Below are 19065 nucleotides of genomic sequence, written 5' to 3' on the forward strand. Positions count from 1 at the left end.
TGGCCCCCCTCTGTCGGATGGACCTGAGAGATTCGGCGCGGGGCTTCCGGGCCTTACTCCGTCGGTGCCGGAGCCTTGCGGCGCCGGGCTTTCCAGAGGCCCCTTCCCCGCGCGGCCCTTCTGCCTGAGCGTTTCCGGGGGCCGGTTGCGCCTTCGGCGGGGGCGTCGCCGCCCCTCTCTCCCGCGCGGGATCTGCGGGGTGCGCCTTCATGGCGGATCGGGCGCCCCGGCGCAACGGCCCTCGTGCCGAGCGGGGGACTCAGCGCGGCCCGCGGCGGCGGTTGAGGGCGAGCTGCTCGGGCGTGAGCTGGAAGGACAACCGCACGTTGTGGTTCTCCACCAGCCGCTCCTCGGCGGGGAAGTTCAGGCGGACGGGGCGGCTCTGCACGCGCACGCGGTTCACGTTGGGCGGGAACTCGACAAGGCTCGCGAATTCCTGGCGGTCGATGATCTGGCCGTCGCCGGCATCGGTGACGGCGAGGAACCAGGGCAGGGTCGTGCGGCCGACGCCGGCGCCCGCCGGCCCGCGCTCAACCTCGAAGATGGCGCTGAGGGTGACGACGACCGATTCGCGGCGGCGGGAGTATTCGCAGGCACCCTGGAAGCCGAGCAGCCGCGCATCGAAGGTCATGGTGGTGAGGTCCGCGACCGCGCCTGGGCGATGCTGCGTCAGGTCCGCCCCGTCGGCGAGGATGGTCACGCGCGGGCAGGGCGCGGGCGGGCCGGCGGAACCCGAACCGCCGCCGCAGCCGGCGAGCAGCGCCGCCCCGGCCAGAGCCGTCAATGCCGTCAGCCGCATGCCTCGCACCTCCGCACCCCCCTTTGAACCCCCGCGCCCGATCTATACTGTGCCGCCCTCCCGGAACAGGCCGCAACCGGCCCCTCCGCCCGCTGCATCGCGCGAGACCATGACCGCCGACAAGCCCAGCCTCCATGTCCTGCTCGCCGGCCCGCGCGGCTTCTGCGCGGGCGTGGACCGCGCGATCCGCATCGTGCGCGAGGCGATCGAACGCCACGGCGCGCCGGTCTATGTGCGGCACGAGATCGTGCACAACCGCTACGTGGTGGACGCGCTGCGCGCCGAGGGCGCGGTCTTCGTCGAGGAACTCTCCGAGATTCCGGATGACGGCCGGCCGGTCGTGTTCTCCGCCCATGGCGTGCCGAAATCCGTCCCGGCCGAGGCGGCGCGGCGCGGGATGTACGCCCTCGACGCCACCTGCCCGCTGGTGAGCAAGGTGCACCGCGAGGCCGAGCGCCACCACGCGCGCGGCCGCCACCTGCTGCTGATCGGCCATCGCGGCCATCCCGAGGTGGTCGGCACCATGGGCCAGTTGCCCGAAGGCGCGGTCACGCTGGTCGAGGACGCCGCGGATGCGCGCCGGATCAGCCCGCCCCGCGGCGCGGCGCTCGCCTACACCACGCAGACCACGCTCTCGGTGGACGACACGGCGGAGATCGTCGCCATCCTGCGCGAACGCTTCCCCGGCATCGAGGGGCCCGGCAAGGAGGACATCTGCTACGCCACCACCAACCGCCAGGCAGCGGTGAAGGCGGTGGCGGCGCGCAGCGACCTCGTCATCGTCATCGGTGCGCCGAATTCCTCCAACTCCGTGCGGCTGCGCGAGGTGGCCGAGCGCGCCGGCGCGCCGCGCGCGGTGATGGTCCAGCGCGGCGCCGATCTCGACCCGGCCATCGCCGATGGCTGCGCGACGGTGGGCATCACCGCCGGCGCCTCCGCCCCCGAGGTGCTGGTGCAGGAGGTGCTCGCGCGGCTGCGCGAACGCTTCGCGGTGACGACGGAGGAGGTGACGGTCGCGGTGGAGACCGTCACCTTCCGCGCCCCGCGCATGCGCGCCGTGGCCTGATGGCGGTCTATACCGAGGTCACGGACGAGGCGCTGCGCGCCTTCCTCGCCGATTATGCGCTCGGCGAGCTGCTCGCCTATCGCGGCATCGCCGAGGGCGTGGAGAACTCCAACTACGCGCTCAAGACCGAGGCGGGGGATTTCATCCTCACCCTCTACGAGAAGCGCGTGGACCCGGCGGAGCTGCCGTATTTCCTCGGCCTGATGGACCATCTCGCCGCGCGCGGGCTGCCCTGCCCCACGCCGGTGCATGGGCGGGACGGGCAGGCGCTACGCAGCCTCGCGGGGCGGCCGGCGGCGATCGTGACCTTCCTGCCCGGCGTCTGGCCGCGGCGCGTGCGGCCGGAGCATTGCGCCCCGCTGGGCCGCGCGCTCGCAGAGATGCACCGCGCGGGCGAAGGCTTCGCGATGCGGCGGGCCAATGCGCTCGGCCCGGCGGGCTGGGCGCCGCTGCTCGAAGCCTGCCGCGCGCGCGGGGACGAGGTGCAGCCCGGGCTGATCGCGGAACTGGATGCGGCGCTGAAGGGCATCCTTGCCGCCTGGCCGGAGGCGGGCGCGCTGCCCTCGGGGCAGATCCATGCCGACCTCTTTCCCGACAACGTCTTCTTCCTGCCCGGCGAGGGCGGCAGGCCGCGCGTCTCGGGCCTGATCGACTTCTACTTCGCCTGCACGGACCTGCTCGCCTACGACGTCGCGGTGTGCCTGAACGCCTGGTGCTTCGAGCCCGACTATGCCTTCAACGTGACCAAGGCGCGGGCGCTGCTCTCGGCCTACGATTCGGTGCGCCACTTCTCGGCCGAGGAGCGCGCGGCGCTGCCGGTGCTCTGCCGCGGCGCGGCGCTGCGCTTCCTGCTGACGCGGCTCTACGACTGGACGCATACGCCCGAGGGCGCGCTGGTGACGCGCAAGGACCCGCTGGAATATCTGCGCAAGCTGCGCTTCTTCGCGCAGGCGGACAGCGCGGGCGCGCTCGGTCTGTGAGCGCCGATACCCGCCCGCTCGTCGAGATCTGGACCGATGGCGGCTGCAAGCCGAACCCGGGGCCGGGCGGATGGGCGGCCATCCTGCGCTTCGGCGGGCACGAGCGCGAACTCGCCGGCGGCGAGGCCGAGACGACCAACAACCGCATGGAGCTCACCGCCGCCATCATGGCGCTCGAGGCGCTGAAGAAGCCCTGCCGTGTCGTGCTGCACACCGACAGCGAATACGTGAAGAACGGCATCAGCCGCTGGATCCATGGCTGGGTGCGCGCGAACTGGCGCAACGCGGCGAAGGAGCCGGTGAAGAACCTCGATCTGTGGCAGCGGCTGCTGGCGGCAGCGAGGCCGCACGAGATCGAGTGGAAATGGGTGCGCGGACATGCCGGCGAGCCGATGAACGAGCGCGCGGACGCGCTGGCGACGGCGGCGCGGGAACGGGCGGCGGCGGGCTGAGCTGTCCGGCATCGCCTCCGGCGCCTGGCTCGCGGGGGCGACCTACGGCGCCGTCGGCTTCTACGCCACGGCCTGGTGGGCCGGCATCGCGGTGAACGTGGTCCAGCTCGGCATCGTCGGCGTCCTGCTGGTCCGCCAGCACGCGGCGCCGCCGGCCTGACCGGCGGCGCGCAGGCCTTCAGTAGTAGCTGAGTTCGCGCGCCTTGCCCCCGAAGATCCGCCAGGCGAGCACCGTATAGGCGAGGATGATCGGCATCACGAACAGCGCTCCGATCAGGATGATGCTCAGGCTTTCGGGCGCGCTCGCCGCCTCCCAGATGGTCAGCCGCTCGGGCACCACATAGGGGAAGAAGGACCAGGCGAGGCCGGCGAAGAACAGCGCGAACAGCACCACCGCCCCCCAGAAGGGGATGCGCCGCAGCGCATCGCCCGGCAGCGGCATGTGCTTGAGCAGGTTCGCAAGGCCCAGCAGGAGTGCCGCCGTCGCGAGCGGCAGCGGGGCCAGCAGGAACACCTCGGGGAAGGTGAACCAGCGCTCGAAGATCCGCGCGCTGACCAGCGGCGTGACGGCGGAGACGAGCAGGATGCCGACTGCCATCGGCCAGATCGCGGCCCGCGCCCAGGCGATGGCGCGGCGCTGCAGCGCGCCCTCGGTGCGCCAGATCAGCCAGGCCGCGCCGATGAAGGCATAGGCGATGGCGAGCCCCACCGCGGCCATGGCGGCGAAGGCCACCGCCGCCCAGCCCTCGGCGAAGCCCAGCACGTAGCGCCCGAGCATCCAGCCCTGCGCGAGGGCCGCGAGCAGGGAGCCGCCGACGAAGGCATGGTCCCAGCGCCGCTTGCGCGCGGGCTCCAGCGCCTTGGCGCGGAACTCGAAGGCGACGCCGCGCAGCGTCAGCCCCACCAGCATCAGCGCGACCGCGAGGTAGAGCTCGGTCAGGATTATGCCGTGCGCCACCGGGAAGGCGACGAGCAGCAGCCCCACGCCGAGCACGAGCCAGGTCTCGTTGGCGTCCCAGAAGGGTCCGATGGCGGCGATCATGCGGTCGCGCTCGGCCTCCTCCGCCGCGCGCGGCAGCAGGATGCCGACGCCGAGGTCGAAGCCGTCGAGCACCACATAGGCGAGGATCGAGGCCGCCATCAGCGCGGCGAAGACCACGGGTAGCCACTCGGCGGGAATGAAGGGCGTCATGCCGCGCTCTCCTTCGCCTGCGGAACCGCGCCAGGCGGCGTCGCGGCGGCGAGGCGGCCATGCGCGGCGAGCCGGTAGATGGCCGCGATGTAGGCCGCGAGCAGCAGGGCATAGAGCACGAGATACATCACGAGCGTCGTCGCGATGCTGCCCGCCGGCACGGGCCCGGCCGCCTGCGCGGTGGTCAGCACGCCATGCACGAGCCAGGGCTGGCGGCCGATCTCGGTGACATACCAGCCGGCGAGCGTGGCCACCCAGCCCGAGAAGGTCATGACCACGTAGCCGCGCAGCAGCCAGCGCGGGATCTCGCGCCGCCGCCACAGCAGGAAGGCGCCGAGCAGGCCGAGCGCGATCATCAGCATCCCCGTGCCGACCATCACGCGGAAGGCGTAGAAGACGGGGGCCACCGGCGGATGCTCGCCGATGAAGTCGTTCAGGCCCGGCACCTCGCCATCGGCGCGGTGCGTCAGGATCAGGCTGGCGCCGGAGGGGATCGCCACCTCGAAGCGGTTGGTCCGAGCCTGCTCGTCGGGGATGGCGAAGAGCAGCAGCGGCACGTGCCCGCGCGTCTCCCAGTTGCCCTCCATGGCCGCGACCTTGGCGGGCTGGTGCTCGAGCGTGTTCAGCCCGTGCAGGTCCCCGAGCAGGAGCTGCGTCGGCGCGCCCACCGCGGCCATCACGATGCCCGTGCGCAGCACCGCCATCACCGCCGGCGCGCGGTCCCCGCGCAGCCAGCGCCAGGCGGAGATGCCCGCCATCAGGAAGGCGACGGTCAGCGCGCTCGCCATCAGCATGTGCGCGAGGCGATAGGGCATCGAGGGGTTGAACACGATCGCCCACCAGTCGGTCGCGTGCGCGACGCCCTCGCGCAGTTCGAAGCCCTGGGGCGTGTGCATCCAGGAGTTCAGCACCAGGATCCAGAAGGCGCTGAGCGTGGTGCCGACGGCGACCAGCACGGTGGCGCCCGTGTGCAGCCAGCCGGGCACGCGGCGGAAGCCGAAGAGCATGATGCCGAGGAAGGTCGCCTCGAGGAAGAAGGCGGTCAGCACCTCGTAGGCCAGCAGCGGGCCCGCGATGTTGCCCACGCGCTCCATGAAGCCCGGCCAGTTGGTGCCGAACTGGAAGGACATGGTGATGCCCGAGACGACGCCGAGCGCGAAGGACAGCGCGAAGACCTTCACCCAGAAGCGGTAGGCGTCCATCCACTTCTCCTCGCGCGTCGCGTTGAAGCGCAGCTTGAAGAAGACGAGCACCCAGCCGAGCGCGATCGTCACTGTGGGAAACAGGATGTGGAAGGAGATGTTCGCCGCGAACTGGATGCGGGCGAGGATCAGCGCGTCCATCGGTTCAGCCCTCCTTCCTGCCGCGCACGAGGCCGACCACCCTGTCCTTGGCCTCGAGCAGCCTCGTCACCTTGGCGCCGAGCGCGAGCAGGGCTGCGAGCCGCTCGGTCTCGAGCTTCTTCACGTCCTCGTACCAGGTGGTCAGGCGCTCGATCAGGCCGTGCATCTCGGCCATGCGGGCCTGGGCGTGGCGTTCGGCCTCGCTGGTGGGGGTCTGCATCAGCAACTCGCGCAGCACCGAGAGGGTCGGGTCCACCTCGCGCTTCTTCCGCTCCTCGGCGAGCACGCGCAGGATCTGCCAGACATCCTCGGGCGTGGTGAAATGGTCGCGCCTGTCGTCGGGGATGTGGCGCAGCAGCACGAGGTTCCAGGCCTGCAGCTCGCGCAGCCCCATCGAGACGTTCGATCGCGAGACGCCGAGCGCCTCCACGATGTCGTCGGCGCAGAGCGGACGCGGCGAGACATAGAGCAGGGCATAGATCTGCCCCACCGTGCGGTTGATGCCCCAGCGGGAGCCCATCTCCCCGAAATGGAGCACGAAGGACTGGACGAGCGGCGGGAGGTTCATCGGTTTCCGTGATTTCAGGATTTTCTGAAAGATATGTCCGCATTTGATCTGGATCAACCCCCAGCGATGGCGCCGCATGGGTTCCGCAGGCGGACGGAACGCCGCACTATGCGCCCGGCCGCGCCTCCGCGGCCCCACAACCTTGCCGGAGCCGCCCCCGCCGATGCGTCGCCTCTTGCTCTCCGCGGTCCTGCTCGCGGGGCTCGCCGCCCCGCCCGCCCACGCCCAGACGCCGCCCGAGACCGTCGTCATCCTCGACATGTCCGGCTCGATGTGGGGCCGGATCGGGGAGGAGACGAAGCTCGAGATCGCCCGCGGGGCGGTGCGGGAGATGTTCTCCCGCTTCCCCGAGGGCAGCCGTGTCGGCCTCATGGCCTATGGCCACCGCCGCACCGGGGATTGCCGCGACATCGAGATGCTGGTCCCGCCTGGGCCGGTCGAGCCCGCCCGCATCGAAGCGACGCTCTCCCGCCTGACCGCGCGCGGCCGCACCCCGCTGACGGAGAGCGTGCGCGAGGCCGCTCGCATCCTGCGCGTGGGCGAGCGCGGCGGCACCATCATCCTGGTCACCGACGGCATCGAGACCTGTGGCGGGGACCCCTGCGCACTGGCGGCCGAACTCGAGGCCGCCAACGCCGCCTTCACCGCCCATGTGGTCGGCTTCGACCTCCGCACCCCGGCCGAGCGCGCCCGGGTGGCCTGCATCGCCGAGCGCACCGGCGGGACGTTCGTCGCCGCCGGCAATGCCGCGGAACTCGCCGATGCGCTGGCCCGCACAGCGGAGGCGCGCCCCGCCCCGCCGCCGGCCGCCCCGCCGCGCACGACCGGCCTGCGCGCCACCGCCGGCGCGGGCGGGCCCGACCTGCCGAACGCCGCCTTCACCGTGCTGCGCGAGGGCGAGGAGACGCCGCTCCATGACGGCCCCGCCGCGCGGCTCGCCCTGCCGCCCGGGCGCTATGTCGTCACCGGCTCGACCGAGGATCGCATCGGCACCGTCACCGCCGAGGTGACCGAGCGCGGCCCCGAGGAGATCGTGGTCCCCCTCGCCGACGCCCTGCCGCGCGCCACCCTCCGCCCCGCCGCGGCGAGCATCGGCGCGACGGAGCTGCTGGAGGTCGCCTGGGAAGGGCCGAACGAGCCCGGCGACTACCTGATCTTCGCCCCCACCGGGCCGAACGCCGAGGAGCCGGAGACGCGCCACTATGCCTGGACGGCGGACGGCTCACCCGCGCGGCTGCGCGTGCCGGCCGCACCCGGCGCCTATGAGGTGCGCTACGTGCTGAACCGCGCCGGCCGGCCGATCGGCCGCGCGGCGGTCACGGTCACGCCCGTCACGGCGAGCCTCGACGCCGCGGCGGAGGCGGGCGCGGGCTCGATGGTCGAGATCCGCTGGACCGGCCCGCGCGCGCCCGGCTCCTGGATCGGCATCGCGCCCGCCGGCAGCGGCCCGGCCGAGCATCTCGGCGGCGCCTATGCCTGGGCGGAGGGTGCGGAGAACCCGCTTGCGCTCATGGCGCCGATCGCGCCAGGACGCTACGAGATCCGCTTCGTCGAGGGCGTGGACGGAACCGTGCTCGCCTCCCGCCCGCTGCGCGTGACCGCGGCGCGCGCGACCCTCGAGGCGCCCGAGACGGCGATGGCCGGCAGCCACGTGACGGTGCGCCACACCCCGGCGCAGGCGGGCTCGGGCAGTTTCGTCACGGCCGTCCCGCCGGATGCCGAGGCCGGGCACTACATCACCTACTTCTACGCGGACGGCGGCGAGGGCAACCTGCGCCTGCCGGGCACGCCGGGGCGGCTGGAACTGCGCTTCGTGCTGGCGGGGCCGGGCGGGGCCGCGGTGATCGCGCGCCGGCCCATCACGCTGACGCCGGCCACGGCGACGCTCAATGCGCCAGAGGCGGTCGCGGCGAGCGAGGCGGTGACCATCCGCTACACCGGCCCGCGCGGGGATGGGGATTTCATCACCATCGTCGAGCCCGGCGCCGAGCCCACCCACTACGAGGGATGGTTCGGCGCCGGCGGCGAGGAAGGCGAGATCACCGCGCCCGCGACGCCCGGAACCTACGAGATCCGCTACGTCAGCAGCGCGCCGGGCATTGCGGACCCGGTCATCGCGCGCCGCCCGCTGACGGTGCGCTGAGCCCGGCCGGGGGCCCGCCTGCCCTGGGCGGGCCCGCCGCATCGCATCAGAGGGCGGCGAGGACCGCCTGGCCGCTGGAGACCTCGAAGGCGCCCGGCGCCTCGATGGCGATGTGCGTGACCTTGCCGTCCTTCGCCACCAGCGCGAAGCGCTGGCAGCGCACGCCGAGGCCGCGGGCCGTGAGGTCGAACTCGAGCCCCATCGCCTTGGTGAAGGCCGCCGAGCCGTCGGCGATCATCGTCACCTGGTCGGTGATGCCCTGGTCCTTCGCCCAGGCGCCCATGACGAAGGCGTCGTTCACCGCCATGCAGGCCACCGCATCGACGCCCTTGGCCTTCAGCGCGTCGAGGTTCTCGAGGAAGGAGGGCATGTGCTTGGCCGAGCAGGTCGGCGTGAAGGCGCCGGGCACGCCGAAGAGCACGACGGTGCGGCCCTTGAAGAACTCCCCGGTGTCGAGCTCCTTGGGCCCGTCCGGCCCGCCCTGCATGACCTTCACGGCCGGAATGGCGTCACCCACGCTGATCGGCATGTCATCCTCCTGGACTGCGTTCCGGATGTAGCGCGGCGGGGTTGGCCTGTCATGGGGTGCGCCTTGCGGGACGGCGCGGGCTGCGCCACCTATTTCGCCATGGTTTCCTCGACCACCAGCGCCGTGCGGGCCGGCGGCTACCTCACGGGCAACCTCCTGATCGCCATGCCGGGCATGCAGGACCCGCGCTTCGACCACAGCGTCGTCTGCCTCTGCGCCCATTCGGCCGAGGGCGCGATGGGCCTCGTGGTGAACCGCCCGCTCGCCGGGATGGCCTTCGACGACCTGCTGCGCCAGCTCTCCATCGAGCCGGTGCCGCCGCAGCGGCGGCTGCGGATGCTCTCCGGCGGGCCGGTCGAGAGCGGCCGCGGCTTCGTGCTGCACAGCGACGACTGGGCGACCGAAGGCAGCCTGCCGGTGATGCCGGGGCTGACGCTGACGGCGAGCCTCGACATCCTCAAGGCGGTGGCGACCGGCGGCGGCCCGCGGGAGGGGGTGCTCGCCCTCGGCTATGCCGGCTGGGCGCCCGGGCAGCTCGAGGACGAGATCCAGCGCAACGCCTGGCTGAACGTGCCGGCCGATGCCTCGCTGGTGTTCCGCGAGGACACCGGCGGCACCTGGGAGGCGGCGCTGGCGAAGCTCAAGGTGGACCCGGCGCTGCTGTCGGGCGCGGCGGGCCGGGCCTGAGGGCAGCAAACATTCACCTGCGCCCTGCCTGAGGCCCCTCCCCGCGCATACCGACGCGGAGCCGTGCACAACGACGGCCCACTCGCAGGATCAGCGGCGAAAGCGCCTCATCAACCGCCGCTGCCCCTCTGCAAGGGCGCGCAACGGCGCGGTGAGCCGCCAGGAGGTCGGGCCGCGTATTGCAGCCAAGTCGCGCTCGAGCCGCGCCAGCCTCTCCGCATGGTCAATCCCAGGACTGGCGCTGAAGATCGAGGCCGCATGACGCGGCATCTCGGCGCGCCTGACATCCCGCGGGTGGCCCGCATAGTGGCAGATGATCGGGTTCTCGCAGCCGCTGATCCCTGGAATGGCGTTCCAGGCTTCATCGAGGAACCCGATGCGCGCCATGACCGCGGGATCGGGCGCATGAGCCGCATCGCTCAGAAGGCTGCCATATCCCATGACGGCGATGAGCGCGGCATTCTCCCACCATGGGTGGTGAAGGTATTCCGTGCGTTCCCAGATGCGCGCGAGCAGGCCGCGCGTCCACTCGCTGTCGCGGACCAGCATGACCCCAGTATTCGGCACCTGCTGGCCGGGAAATTGCGGCGTGCGATGCTGGACGAGATAGAGATCCTTACCGGGCCGCAATTCGGCGGCGATGTATGCGTCGGTGCGCAGCATCACGGCATCCGCATCCACCCACAGCACGGCCTCGTGGCCGCGATCAAGGAGGCTGCGAAGTAACTCGATCTTCCGCCACGCAGGAGGACGCTCGCCTGCCGGGCGGCATTCGGCATGTACCGAATGCCCGTGGCGCGCGCCGTAAAGATGAAGGCTAGCCGCGGCGAAGGCGCCGATATCAGCGAAATCGGGCGTGTAGGAGGTCGCGAGGCACAGACCGGCCATCAGTTCGGACCTGCGCGCCGCGAACCGACCTGATGCATCGCCGCCCCTACCACCGCAGCGAACGCAGCGCCGCGATCGGCCGCACGCCCTCGCGCGCGGCCACCTCGGCAAGGCGCGCGGCATCCGGGTTCTCGCCATGGGCATGGGCGGCAAGCCCGGTCAGCGCCCACAGCGCATCCAGCCCCGCCGCCTGCGCGCCGGCGAGGTCCGTGTGCGGCGTGTCGCCCACCGCGAGCACGCGATGGCGCGGGGGGTTGCCCATCGCCTCCAGCACCGGGTCATAGACAGCGGGGTCTGGCTTGCCGATCTCGAGCACCGCGCCGCCGAGTTCGAGATACACATCCGCGAGCGCGCCGGCGCACAGCACCCGCTCCTCGCCCACCATCACCGCGCGGTCGGGGTTGACGCAGAGCATCGGCAGCCCCGCCGCGTGGCAGGCCTCGAGCGCAGGGCGGTAGGGCTCGACCGATGTCGGCCCGCGCACCGGGTCGGGGCCGGTGTTCAGCAGGAAGGTCGCCTCCTTCGGATCCGCGACGATCTCCGCCGCGCCGTCCTCCACCACCGAGAGGTCGCGCTCGGGCCCGATATGGACGCAGGTGCGGCCAAGCCGCGCGAACCACGGATGGGTGCGGTGCTTGAGGTGCCGCCACGACACCTCGCCCGAGGAGATGATCGCGTCATAGAGCGCGCGGTCGAGCCCCATGCGGTCCAGCATGTTCGCGATGAACCAGGACCGCCGCGGCGCGTTGGTCAGGAACACCACCGCCTTGCCGCGCGCCTTGAGCTCGCCGAGCGCCTGCGCGACGCCGGGATAGAGCGCCTTGCCGTTGTGCACCACGCCCCAGAGGTCGAGGACGTAGCCGTCGTAGCGGTCCGCCAGCGAGGCGATGCCGTCGAGAATCTCCATCACGCATCCTTGCCGACGGCGTCGGCGACCGAAGTGAATCCATCGCGCTTCAGCAGCGCGGCGAGGCCATCGGCAAGCCGCCGCGGCAGCACCGGCCCCGCATAGGCGAAGCCGGTATAGAGCTGCACCAGCGAGGCGCCGGCGCGGATCTTCGCATAGGCCTGCTCGGCCGTGGCGATGCCGCCGACGCCGATGAGCACGAGCCGCCCGCGCGCGATGCGGAAGACCTTCCGCAGCATTTCGGTGGAGGGGCCGAACAGCGGCGCGCCGGACAGCCCGCCCGCCTCCCTCGCATGGGCCGACTTCAGCGGCGGCCGCGCGATGGTGGTGTTGGAGACGATCAGCCCCGCCACGCCGCGCGTCAGGCAGGTGTTGACGATGGGGCCGAGCGCATCGTCTGCGAGGTCGGGCGCGATCTTGACCAGCAGCGGCGGCGTGCGCGGCAGGCTCGCGCGCCGCGCGGCGATGGCATCGAGGATGGCGGCGAGGCGTTCCTCCCCCTGCAGGTCGCGCAGCCCCGGCGTGTTGGGGGAGGAGATGTTGACCGTCACGTAGTCCGCGAAGGGCGCGACGGCCGCGTAGAGGGCGGGATAGTCGCGCTCGGGCTCCGCGCCGTCCTTGTTGATGCCGACATTGGCGCCGAACACGGCAGGCAGCGGGCGCGGCAGGTCGCGCAGCCGCGCGAGGTAGCCGTCCAGCCCGCCATTGTTGAAGCCCATGCGGTTGATGACCGCGGCATCCTCCACCAGCCGGAACAGCCGCGGGCGCGGATTGCCGGGCTGCGGGCGGGGCGTGACGGTGCCGGCCTCGACGAAGCCGAAGCCGAGGCGCATCAGCGGCAGCACCGCCACCGCATCCTTGTCGAAGCCGGCGGCCAGCCCGATCGGGTTGCGGAAGCTGAGGCCGAAGGCCTCGGTGGCGAGCACCGGGTCGTCGCGCCCGGAATCGCGCCCCGCGAGGCCCGCGGCCAGCGCCTTGAGCGCGATCCCGTGCGCGGTCTCGGCGTCGAGGCCGCGCAGCAGCGGCATCAGGGCGGAAGCGAGGGCGGGGGTCATGGCGGCCGCCCTTGTGCCCCGGACCGGGCCGCCGGGAAAGCCCGGTTGACGCGCCGGCACGCGCCCGGCGAGAAGCCCCCATTCATGCGGCGGAAGGATGGACGGTGCGCGGCCCGGTCTACCTGGTCACGGCGATGGCGCTGTTCGGGCTGCTCGACGCCAATTCGAAACTGCTCTCGGGCACCTACCCGGCCGACCAGGTGGTGGCGGTGCGCTACGCCACGCTGCTGCTGGTGCTCTTCGCGGCGCGCGCGGTGGTGCCGGGCCTCGGCGGGGCGCTCGGCACCGCGCATCCGCTGCTGCACCTGATGCGCGCGGGCTTCATGGTGGGTTCGGGGATGGGCTTCTTCCTCGCGTTGCGCCACATCCCGCTGGCGGAGGGCTACCTCGTCTATTTCACCGCGCCCTTCATGACGCTCGGCCTCGCCGCGCTGGTGCTGCGCGAGCGCACGGGGCGCGCGGTCTGGGGGTGGTCCTTCCTCGGCTTCGCGGGCGTGGCGCTGGCCATGTGGCCGGGGCTGCGCGCCGATGGCCCCTGGGGCGCCTATCTCTGGGCGCTCTTCGCGACCGGATGCTACGCCGCGGTGCTGACGCTCAACCGCAAGCTGCGGCACGAGACGGGGGCGGCGGTGCTGATCCTGTGGTCCTCCCTGCCGGGGCTGCTGGTGCTCGCACCCTTCGCGGCGATGAACTGGGTGGCGCCGGGGCCGCTCGATCTCGCGGCGCTCGCGGTGAACGGGCTGCTCGCCGGCGGCGCGACGCTCTGCCTCGCCATCGCCTTCCGCCACGATTCGGCGGCGCGCCTGGCGCCGCTGGAGTTCAGCGCGCTGGTCTTCGCGCTGGCACTCGACCTCGCGATCTGGGGCGTGTGGCCGACGGCCTGGACCATGGGCGGTTCGGTGGTCGTCATCTTCGCGCTGGTGATGAGCCAGCGCGCCGCGACGGCGGCTCAGGCGAAGCCGTCTGGAAAGACGTGACGCCCATCCGCGCCGAGCGGCAGCGGGACCACGCGCCGGACCGCGGCGAGCGGCAGGGGCGCGTAGAGATGCGGGAAGAGCCCCGGCCGCCGCCCGCCCGAGGCCGGCTCCCAGCGCAGCGCCTCGCCGAGCGCGGAGGCATCCGCCTCGATGAGCAGCAGGTCGGGCACGCCCGCGCGGTGCTTCGCGGCGCTCGCGCGCACCTGGGCTGACGTGGAGAAATGCAGGAAGCCGTCACGCAGATCGTCGGCGCTGCCGGAATAGGCGCCGGCGGCCTCCGCCGCGCGCCAATCCGCCGCGCGCACGAGGGTGTAGATGAAGCGTTCCATCGGCGCGGTGTAGCGCCCCGCAGGGCTCAGGTCAGGTCCTCCGCGCGGTAGAAGCAAAAGCCGCCGATCTCGGCCGAGGCCGGCCGGCCGATCGCCCAGCCGGGCAGGGCTGCCGCATCGTGGAAATGCGTCGCCCCGCCGGTCGGGTCGGGCAGCGCGCCCGCGACCGCGCGTGCGGCGACGCGGCGGCAGATGGCGAGCGCGCCGTCGCCGGGGGGGATGTCGCGCAGCCGCGCATGGCGCGGGTGGTTGCGGTTCCAGCACGGGAACTGGAACGGCGCGCGGCAGACGCCCGCCACGCCCTGCCCCCAATGCGGAACGCCGGCGCGGGCGCGGTTCATCACAAGCGCGGCCAGCGCCTCGATGGCGCGCACCGGCCGGTGGGCGGCCTCGCCCCAGAGGATCAGCGCCAGGATCTCGGCCGCCGCGTCGCGCGCGGCGGGATGCGGCGCGGCGCTCATTCCCGCTCCTCCATGCGGCGCGCGGCCTGGGCGGCGGCGAGCGAGGCGCGCGAGACCTCCTCGATCTTCTCCTCGATGCGCAGCAGGTGGTCGTTGATGCGCCTATCGAGGTCGCGGATCAGCGAGAGCGGCACATAGGTGCGCGCCACCTCGATCTTGAACTGCGCGAGATCCTCACGCGTGCGGTTCAGCGCGTCCGAATCGCGCTGGTCGCCGCGCTCGATGCGGTCATGGAGGTCCTTGCGCAGACCGTGGATCATCCAGAACAGCGCCGCGACGATCGGCGCCTCCACGGCCGTGATCCACCAGGTCGGTTCGATCTGGATCGGCATTCTTCGCCTGCCCTCTGCTGGAACCTTGAAGGGATGCGCGCGGCAGCCCACCCTTGAGCCGTTGCCCAGGGGAAGAAGCCGCGCCGCGATGTGGAACGAGCCCTATCTCGAGACCTGCTGCCGCTCGGCCCTGCACCGGCTGACGCTGGTGGGGCCGCATGGCCGCCCGCCGGGGCTCAAGGACGGGCCCTGCCTGAACCGCCTGACCACGATGGGCTTCGCGCAGCCGCGCGCCGATGGCCGCTTCGAGATCACCGAGGCGGGCCGCGCCCGGCACGCGAGCGAGATCCTGAAGCGGCAGGCGGCCTAGCCCCGCCAGTCCGGCCGCCGTGCCGGCGCCGCGGCGCGCACCAGCCGCGCCGGATCGGCGAGCAGGCAGCCCGCGACCGCATCGAGCGCGTCGTCACGCACGCCCGCCGCGCCCGGACGCCACTCGGCCATCTCCGCGGGGAAGGGCGTGCGCATCACGCTCTCATGCGCGAAGAGGCGGCGCGCGGCGAGCGCGGGCTCGAGGGCGGCGAGGATGCGCTCCTCCTTCGCCCGCGTGCTCGCATGCTCGATCACCGTCGCCGCGACCCCGGCACGGCCGAGTTCGCGCCGGAGCAGTTCCGGCAGGAACCGCCCGAGGCCGTTGGTCTCGACGCGCACCACCGGCAGCAGCGTCTCGCGCAGCAGCGCCGCCACCGCGCGGCATTGCTGCGTGGCGGGATCCGCCGCGGCGGCGGGGTCGTGCGTAAGGTAGGCGAGGCGATGGAGAAAGTGATGCCCCTCGCCATCGCCATAGGTGCAGGCGAGCACCGAGGCATCGCCCGCACCGGGCCGCCCATAGGCCGGGTCCCAGAAGGCGCCGCCGGAGACGAGGCGCCGGCCGAGCAGCGTCATCAGCCCCCTGCCCTGCGCCTCGCGATACTCCGGCTCCTCCGCGTAGCGCACGATCGCCGCGGGATCGAGCCGCACGGCGGAGGCCGCGACCGGCTGCAGCATCATCTGCCGCTGGAACTGCAGCGGACCGACGCGGTCGCGCAGCGCGGCGATGGTCTCGCGCGGGAAGCGCTCGGGCCAGGCCGAGGCGCCGGCGGCGTTCATCACCGGCACCGCGAGGCGCCGGTAGCCCTTGAGGAAGGCGCCCTCCTCGCGCGGATGGCGATAGAGGCTGTCCTCGCAATGCGGCGTGCCGACGAAGAGGATGGTGCCGCCGGGCACCAGGATGAACTCGGTCTCCGCGAGCCGCTCGCGCAACTCGGCGCGCTTGCCCGGCGTGTCGCAATTGCCCGCGACCTCCACATCGTCGCAGACGATCACCTCGGCGCGGCTGCCGGTGACGTTGCCGCCGATGCCCTGCGCGAGCATGGACGGGTCGCGCAGCGCACCCTCCCGCGCCACGGTGAAGCGGTCGGCGGCCCAGGCCTCCGCCGCGCCGGGCAGCAGGTGCCGGCAGAGCGGATGGCGCTCGACGATGCGACGGACGGAGGCGACCATCTTCACCGCGAGCGGCTGGTCCGCCGCCAGCACCAGGATGCGCGTCTCGGGCCGAAGTGCGAGCAGCCAGGCGCACCAGAGGCCGACGAGGGTGGACTTGCCGCAGCCGCGGAAGGCCATCAGCAGCAGGCGCGTGTCCCCGGCCTGCTGCCGGCCCTCGAGCCAGCGCGCGATGCGGCGGTGCACCGCCGGCGTCTCGTGGCCGTGCCGGCGGTTCCAGACCCAGACGAATTCGAGGAAGCCTGCGTCAGCACTGCTCCTCCTCGCCATCGAGATCCTCCTCCTTGAATGCGGCGATGGCTTCGCGCGCCTCGACGAGCACCACCGCCGCCTCCTCCACCTCCGCCCCCGTGCTGCCCATCGCGCGGGCGAGCTTGATGAGATGCTCGAGATGCGCGAGGGCGGCGCGGCAGGCGGCGTGGTGGGCGGCGAAGGCCTTGGTGTCGTCGCCGGTCGCCGGCTCGGGCCCGCCGCGCAGGAAGCGGAGATACTCCTCCGCCACCACGTCCATGGCGCTGCGCAGGTCCGGCCCGCGGATGGAGACGTCCCGCCGCTCCGTCACGCCTTGGCCACCCGCGCGCGCACCGTCCCGGCCGCGAGGTCGATCGCCCCGCCGCTGCGGTTCCAGGCGGTGACGGTCACCACATCCGTCGCACCCACCTGGGCGAGGAAGACGACGCCGGAGGTCGAGAGCGAGAAGGACGCCGAGGCGAAGTCGCCGGGCCGGGCGCCGGGCAGCGGCACGTTCACCTGCGCCGAGCCCCCGGCGGCGATCGAGGGCGGATCCCAGGCGGTTTCGGCCACCAGCTCGCGCACCCCGATCGGCAGGTTCGGCTGGCCGTAGAGCAGCGCCGGCGAGAACAGCGGATCGCAGGCGAGGCGCATCGCGCGCACCGCGTAATCCGCGCCGATGCGCACGAGGCCGATGATGGCGTAGGCAACCTCGGGCGCGAGCCTGACGACCTGCGGGCGCGTCAGCGTCGCATCGAGCATGTCGGCAGCACCCTGGTACCAGCGCGCGGTCGGGTTCCAGACCAGCGACTGCCCCGAGGCGCGCACGCGCGGCGTGCCGGCATCGGTCAGCAGCGCGCGGTTCGCGTCGAAGCACATCACCGCAAGGCGCGGCGCATCGGCATCCACCGAGAGCGCGAACTCCCGGCAGCCCCGCGCATCCACGACGAAGCCGATGCCGCGCCCGCCGGTGAGCACCACGCCGTCATCGCCGAAGCCGAAGGCGTCGAGGGCGGGGAAGGCGAAATCGGCGAGCGTGCCCGGCGTTCCCGCGACGTTCGAGGAAAGGCAGGCCAGCCGCTCGAAGCCCCATTCGGTATTGGACCAGCGGATGCGCGCGGCGCGCAGGTTCGGCACCGCGGCCACCTCGCGCGTCGCCTCGCGGAAGGCCGCCGCCTGGTGGCTGCTGCGCACCACGGCGCCGACGCGCGTCGCGCTCGGCGCGTAGTCCACGTCCACGAGGTAGGCCTGGCTCGCCCAGGCCACCTCGTAGACATGGTCCTGCGCCGCGCCGGTGTGGCGCGCCACGAAGGGCGAGCAGCCCTCCATCCGCAGCGCGCGCGCCCAGACCGAACGGCTGTTCACCTCGATCAGGAAGGGGATGCCGCTGATCGGCCGGTTCGCCGCCTGCAGCTCGAAGCCCGGCCCGTCGAAGACATGCCGGTTGTGCGCGACATAGGCGCCGGGCGCGGCCGAGAAGCGCACGCCGAAGCGGTCCTTCTCGGGGTGCACCGTGCTGCCGATGGCGAAATGCCCGCCATAGTAGCGCACCGAGGTGTTCCAGCCCGCCGCCGTCTCGGTCCGCACGTCGAGCCCGATCCGGTTGTTGACGATGCGCCCGAGGATGAGCGTGCTGTCCTCGAAGCCGCGCTCGACGCCGAGGGTGCGGATTCCGATGGTGAAGCCCTCGACCTGGCGGATCTCGACCAGCGAGGCATCGAGGTTGCGCAGGACGAGGCCGATATCCGCCTCGTTCTCCCAGTCGGAAAGGCTCGCGCGCAGCACGCGCAGCCCCTCGTAGCGCTTGGTCGCGTTGCGCACCGCGGCGCCGTCGCCGATCGTCAGCGCGGTGGCGCCGGCGGGCCCGGCATAGAGGATGGCGCCGTGCATGATCAGCCCCGCGGCACCCCCGCCCAGCGTCAGCGGCTGGGTGGTGCGGAAGGTGCCCTCCCCGATCACCAGCACGCGGCCGGAGGCGGCGGCGGCGGCCATGGCGGCGGCGAGCGCGGGGCCGTCATCGGTCACGCCGTCGCCGGTCGCGCCGAAGTCGCGCGCCGTCAGTCGCTCGGCGAGCTTGTCCTCGACCGAGCGCGGCACGCCGCCGGGAAAGGGCACGCCGATCGTCGCCGTGCCGCGGTCGAACACCGTGAGGTCGCCCACGGAATCGAAGCCCAGCACGCGGTTCGCCCGCGCGGCGCGCAGCGGCAGCACGAGCCCGCCGGTGTCGGACGGATCGAGCCGCACCGCGCCCGCCACCTCGTCGGCCACCTGCTGGATGGCGGCGACCTGGTAGTCGAGCTCGTCGTTCAGCGTGCGCGCGCGCAGCACGCCGTTGTCCTGGAAGTCGGTGGCGCGCGCGATCTTCAGCCGGCGGCGCAGCGTCACGCGCGTGCCGGCGGCGGGCGGCTCGGCGAAGGTCACGGTCCCGCCTTCGGACGCGCCGGCACCCGAGACCGTCGCGCCGCCCGCCAGCGCCGCGCCGTCGAGCAGGATCTCGAGGTCGCCTTCCGCGAAGATGGGGAAGGGAAAGGTGAAGGCGGTCAGGACGCCGTCCGCGACATACTGCACGCGCGGCGCGATGTCGCCGATCGTGATGTGTTCGGCCATGGGTGGTCCTCGGGTTCGTGTGGGGTGGCGGCGCGGCCGC

21 protein-coding genes and 2 riboswitches are annotated in these 19065 nt (G+C 72.8%); of the genes, 7 read left to right on the forward strand and 14 right to left on the reverse strand.

Translation table 11 applies throughout. The features are described 5' to 3' along the window. Positions 1 to 7: 7 nt before the first annotated feature. Positions 8 to 99: riboswitch (glycine riboswitch) on the reverse strand. Positions 100 to 102: 3 nt separating this feature from the next. Next, positions 103 to 194, reverse strand: a riboswitch (glycine riboswitch). A gap of 65 nt (positions 195 to 259) precedes the next feature. Beyond that, positions 260 to 799 carry a hypothetical protein gene (locus FHS88_RS06525; protein ID WP_184482645.1) on the reverse strand — a complete coding sequence of 180 codons (540 nt, stop codon included), beginning with the start codon at positions 797 to 799 and terminating at the stop codon, positions 260 to 262. A gap of 109 nt (positions 800 to 908) precedes the next feature. On the opposite strand from FHS88_RS06525, the gene ispH reads away from it, so the two are divergent. Genes ispH through rnhA form a run of 3 tightly spaced genes read left to right on the forward strand, consistent with a single transcriptional unit; the run spans position 909 to position 3297 of the window. Next, positions 909 to 1865 (forward strand): 4-hydroxy-3-methylbut-2-enyl diphosphate reductase, encoded by a 957-nt coding sequence (ispH, locus tag FHS88_RS06530; protein ID WP_184482648.1) that lies wholly within the window; start codon positions 909 to 911, stop codon positions 1863 to 1865. Continuing rightward, positions 1865 to 2845, forward strand: a complete 981-nt coding sequence (locus FHS88_RS06535; RefSeq protein WP_184482651.1) for a homoserine kinase — start codon at positions 1865 to 1867, stop codon at positions 2843 to 2845. The genes ispH and FHS88_RS06535 overlap by 1 nt, the downstream gene beginning before the upstream one ends. After that, on the forward strand, positions 2842 to 3297 hold the full coding sequence (gene rnhA, locus FHS88_RS06540; protein WP_184482654.1) for a ribonuclease HI: 456 nt from the start codon (positions 2842 to 2844) through the stop codon (positions 3295 to 3297). The genes FHS88_RS06535 and rnhA overlap by 4 nt, the downstream gene beginning before the upstream one ends. Before the next feature lie 178 nt (positions 3298 to 3475). On the opposite strand, the gene FHS88_RS06545 is transcribed toward rnhA, so the two are convergent. The 3 genes from FHS88_RS06545 to FHS88_RS06555 are packed head-to-tail and all read right to left on the reverse strand — an operon-like array spanning position 3476 to position 6400. Further along, positions 3476 to 4489, reverse strand: a complete 1014-nt coding sequence (locus FHS88_RS06545) for a cytochrome d ubiquinol oxidase subunit II (protein ID WP_184482657.1) — start codon at positions 4487 to 4489, stop codon at positions 3476 to 3478. Continuing rightward, positions 4486 to 5832 carry a cytochrome ubiquinol oxidase subunit I gene (locus FHS88_RS06550; protein ID WP_184482660.1) on the reverse strand — a complete coding sequence of 449 codons (1347 nt, stop codon included), beginning with the start codon at positions 5830 to 5832 and terminating at the stop codon, positions 4486 to 4488. The genes FHS88_RS06545 and FHS88_RS06550 overlap by 4 nt, the downstream gene beginning before the upstream one ends. Before the next feature lie 4 nt (positions 5833 to 5836). Next, positions 5837 to 6400 carry a GbsR/MarR family transcriptional regulator gene (locus FHS88_RS06555; protein WP_184482663.1) on the reverse strand — a complete coding sequence of 188 codons (564 nt, stop codon included), beginning with the start codon at positions 6398 to 6400 and terminating at the stop codon, positions 5837 to 5839. 163 nt (positions 6401 to 6563) lie between these two features. Between FHS88_RS06555 and FHS88_RS06560 the strand changes: the two genes are divergently transcribed. Continuing rightward, positions 6564 to 8543 carry a VWA domain-containing protein gene (locus FHS88_RS06560; protein WP_184482666.1) on the forward strand — a complete coding sequence of 660 codons (1980 nt, stop codon included), beginning with the start codon at positions 6564 to 6566 and terminating at the stop codon, positions 8541 to 8543. 46 nt (positions 8544 to 8589) lie between these two features. Here FHS88_RS06560 and FHS88_RS06565 read toward each other — a convergent pair whose 3' ends face one another. Then, on the reverse strand, positions 8590 to 9072 hold the full coding sequence (locus FHS88_RS06565; RefSeq protein ID WP_184482669.1) for a peroxiredoxin: 483 nt from the start codon (positions 9070 to 9072) through the stop codon (positions 8590 to 8592). 99 nt (positions 9073 to 9171) lie between these two features. Here FHS88_RS06565 and FHS88_RS06570 point away from each other — a divergent pair, with 99 nt between their 5' ends. Then, a complete protein-coding gene (locus FHS88_RS06570; protein ID WP_184483406.1) occupies positions 9172 to 9759 on the forward strand; it encodes a YqgE/AlgH family protein in 588 nt (195 codons plus the stop codon). 90 nt (positions 9760 to 9849) lie between these two features. Here FHS88_RS06570 and FHS88_RS06575 read toward each other — a convergent pair whose 3' ends face one another. The 3 genes from FHS88_RS06575 to FHS88_RS06585 are packed head-to-tail and all read right to left on the reverse strand — an operon-like array spanning position 9850 to position 12609. Continuing rightward, complete coding sequence (locus FHS88_RS06575) at positions 9850 to 10647, reverse strand: putative nucleotide-diphospho-sugar transferase (protein WP_184482672.1); 798 nt, start codon at positions 10645 to 10647, stop codon at positions 9850 to 9852. 46 nt (positions 10648 to 10693) lie between these two features. Further along, on the reverse strand, positions 10694 to 11554 hold the full coding sequence (locus FHS88_RS06580) for a TIGR01459 family HAD-type hydrolase (RefSeq protein WP_184482676.1): 861 nt from the start codon (positions 11552 to 11554) through the stop codon (positions 10694 to 10696). Continuing rightward, positions 11554 to 12609: a quinone-dependent dihydroorotate dehydrogenase gene (locus FHS88_RS06585; protein ID WP_184482679.1), complete on the reverse strand. Its 1056-nt coding sequence runs from the start codon at positions 12607 to 12609 to the stop codon at positions 11554 to 11556. Before FHS88_RS06585 ends, FHS88_RS06580 begins: the two co-directional genes overlap by 1 nt. 104 nt (positions 12610 to 12713) lie before the next feature. Between FHS88_RS06585 and FHS88_RS06590 the strand changes: the two genes are divergently transcribed. Next, on the forward strand, positions 12714 to 13586 hold the full coding sequence (locus tag FHS88_RS06590; RefSeq protein WP_338146448.1) for a DMT family transporter: 873 nt from the start codon (positions 12714 to 12716) through the stop codon (positions 13584 to 13586). On the opposite strand, the gene FHS88_RS06595 is transcribed toward FHS88_RS06590, so the two are convergent. Genes FHS88_RS06595 through FHS88_RS06605 form a run of 3 tightly spaced genes read right to left on the reverse strand, consistent with a single transcriptional unit; the run spans position 13559 to position 14708 of the window. Continuing rightward, positions 13559 to 13915 carry a DUF952 domain-containing protein gene (locus FHS88_RS06595; protein WP_184482682.1) on the reverse strand — a complete coding sequence of 119 codons (357 nt, stop codon included), beginning with the start codon at positions 13913 to 13915 and terminating at the stop codon, positions 13559 to 13561. The genes FHS88_RS06590 and FHS88_RS06595 overlap by 28 nt on opposite strands. 26 nt (positions 13916 to 13941) lie before the next feature. After that, positions 13942 to 14376 carry a cell wall hydrolase gene (locus tag FHS88_RS06600; RefSeq protein ID WP_184482685.1) on the reverse strand — a complete coding sequence of 145 codons (435 nt, stop codon included), beginning with the start codon at positions 14374 to 14376 and terminating at the stop codon, positions 13942 to 13944. Beyond that, complete coding sequence (locus FHS88_RS06605) at positions 14373 to 14708, reverse strand: hypothetical protein (RefSeq protein ID WP_184482688.1); 336 nt, start codon at positions 14706 to 14708, stop codon at positions 14373 to 14375. Before FHS88_RS06605 ends, FHS88_RS06600 begins: the two co-directional genes overlap by 4 nt. Before the next feature lie 88 nt (positions 14709 to 14796). Between FHS88_RS06605 and FHS88_RS06610 the strand changes: the two genes are divergently transcribed. Next, positions 14797 to 15018 (forward strand): hypothetical protein, encoded by a 222-nt coding sequence (locus tag FHS88_RS06610; protein WP_184482690.1) that lies wholly within the window; start codon positions 14797 to 14799, stop codon positions 15016 to 15018. Here the strand turns inward: FHS88_RS06610 and terL are convergent. From terL to FHS88_RS06625, 3 genes are read right to left on the reverse strand one after another with little or no spacing between them, the layout of a single operon-like run. Next, positions 15015 to 16457 (reverse strand): phage terminase large subunit, encoded by a 1443-nt coding sequence (gene terL, locus FHS88_RS06615; RefSeq protein ID WP_184482692.1) that lies wholly within the window; start codon positions 16455 to 16457, stop codon positions 15015 to 15017. The genes FHS88_RS06610 and terL overlap by 4 nt on opposite strands. Continuing rightward, positions 16435 to 16749 carry a hypothetical protein gene (locus FHS88_RS06620; RefSeq protein WP_338146449.1) on the reverse strand — a complete coding sequence of 105 codons (315 nt, stop codon included), beginning with the start codon at positions 16747 to 16749 and terminating at the stop codon, positions 16435 to 16437. Before FHS88_RS06620 ends, terL begins: the two co-directional genes overlap by 23 nt. Next, a complete protein-coding gene (locus FHS88_RS06625) occupies positions 16746 to 19025 on the reverse strand; it encodes a glycosyl hydrolase family 28-related protein (RefSeq protein WP_184482695.1) in 2280 nt (759 codons plus the stop codon). Before FHS88_RS06625 ends, FHS88_RS06620 begins: the two co-directional genes overlap by 4 nt. Between the last annotated feature and the right edge of the window lie 40 nt (positions 19026 to 19065).

This window comes from Neoroseomonas alkaliterrae, assembly GCF_014199195.1.
GTDB lineage: Bacteria > Pseudomonadota > Alphaproteobacteria > Acetobacterales > Acetobacteraceae > Neoroseomonas > Neoroseomonas alkaliterrae.

What these genes read in the sequence shown, in the direction of transcription:
- FHS88_RS06585 (WP_184482679.1), bottom strand. Translation starts at nt 12,609, where the DNA reads ATGACCCCCGCCCTCGCTTCCGCCCTGATGCCGCTGCTGCGCGGCCTC.
- FHS88_RS06545 (WP_184482657.1), bottom strand. Translation starts at nt 4,489, where the DNA reads ATGACGCCCTTCATTCCCGCCGAGTGGCTACCCGTGGTCTTCGCCGCG.
- terL (WP_184482692.1), bottom strand. Translation starts at nt 16,457, where the DNA reads ATGGCGAGGAGGAGCAGTGCTGACGCAGGCTTCCTCGAATTCGTCTGG.
- FHS88_RS06625 (WP_184482695.1), bottom strand. Translation starts at nt 19,025, where the DNA reads ATGGCCGAACACATCACGATCGGCGACATCGCGCCGCGCGTGCAGTAT.
- FHS88_RS06570 (WP_184483406.1), top strand. Translation starts at nt 9,172, where the DNA reads ATGGTTTCCTCGACCACCAGCGCCGTGCGGGCCGGCGGCTACCTCACG.
- FHS88_RS06550 (WP_184482660.1), bottom strand. Translation starts at nt 5,832, where the DNA reads ATGGACGCGCTGATCCTCGCCCGCATCCAGTTCGCGGCGAACATCTCC.
- FHS88_RS06525 (WP_184482645.1), bottom strand. Translation starts at nt 799, where the DNA reads ATGCGGCTGACGGCATTGACGGCTCTGGCCGGGGCGGCGCTGCTCGCC.
- FHS88_RS06560 (WP_184482666.1), top strand. Translation starts at nt 6,564, where the DNA reads ATGCGTCGCCTCTTGCTCTCCGCGGTCCTGCTCGCGGGGCTCGCCGCC.
- FHS88_RS06535 (WP_184482651.1), top strand. Translation starts at nt 1,865, where the DNA reads ATGGCGGTCTATACCGAGGTCACGGACGAGGCGCTGCGCGCCTTCCTC.
- FHS88_RS06605 (WP_184482688.1), bottom strand. Translation starts at nt 14,708, where the DNA reads ATGCCGATCCAGATCGAACCGACCTGGTGGATCACGGCCGTGGAGGCG.
- ispH (WP_184482648.1), top strand. Translation starts at nt 909, where the DNA reads ATGACCGCCGACAAGCCCAGCCTCCATGTCCTGCTCGCCGGCCCGCGC.
- FHS88_RS06595 (WP_184482682.1), bottom strand. Translation starts at nt 13,915, where the DNA reads ATGGAACGCTTCATCTACACCCTCGTGCGCGCGGCGGATTGGCGCGCG.
- FHS88_RS06575 (WP_184482672.1), bottom strand. Translation starts at nt 10,647, where the DNA reads ATGGCCGGTCTGTGCCTCGCGACCTCCTACACGCCCGATTTCGCTGAT.
- FHS88_RS06600 (WP_184482685.1), bottom strand. Translation starts at nt 14,376, where the DNA reads ATGAGCGCCGCGCCGCATCCCGCCGCGCGCGACGCGGCGGCCGAGATC.
- FHS88_RS06580 (WP_184482676.1), bottom strand. Translation starts at nt 11,554, where the DNA reads ATGGAGATTCTCGACGGCATCGCCTCGCTGGCGGACCGCTACGACGGC.
- FHS88_RS06565 (WP_184482669.1), bottom strand. Translation starts at nt 9,072, where the DNA reads ATGCCGATCAGCGTGGGTGACGCCATTCCGGCCGTGAAGGTCATGCAG.
- FHS88_RS06555 (WP_184482663.1), bottom strand. Translation starts at nt 6,400, where the DNA reads ATGAACCTCCCGCCGCTCGTCCAGTCCTTCGTGCTCCATTTCGGGGAG.
- FHS88_RS06610 (WP_184482690.1), top strand. Translation starts at nt 14,797, where the DNA reads ATGTGGAACGAGCCCTATCTCGAGACCTGCTGCCGCTCGGCCCTGCAC.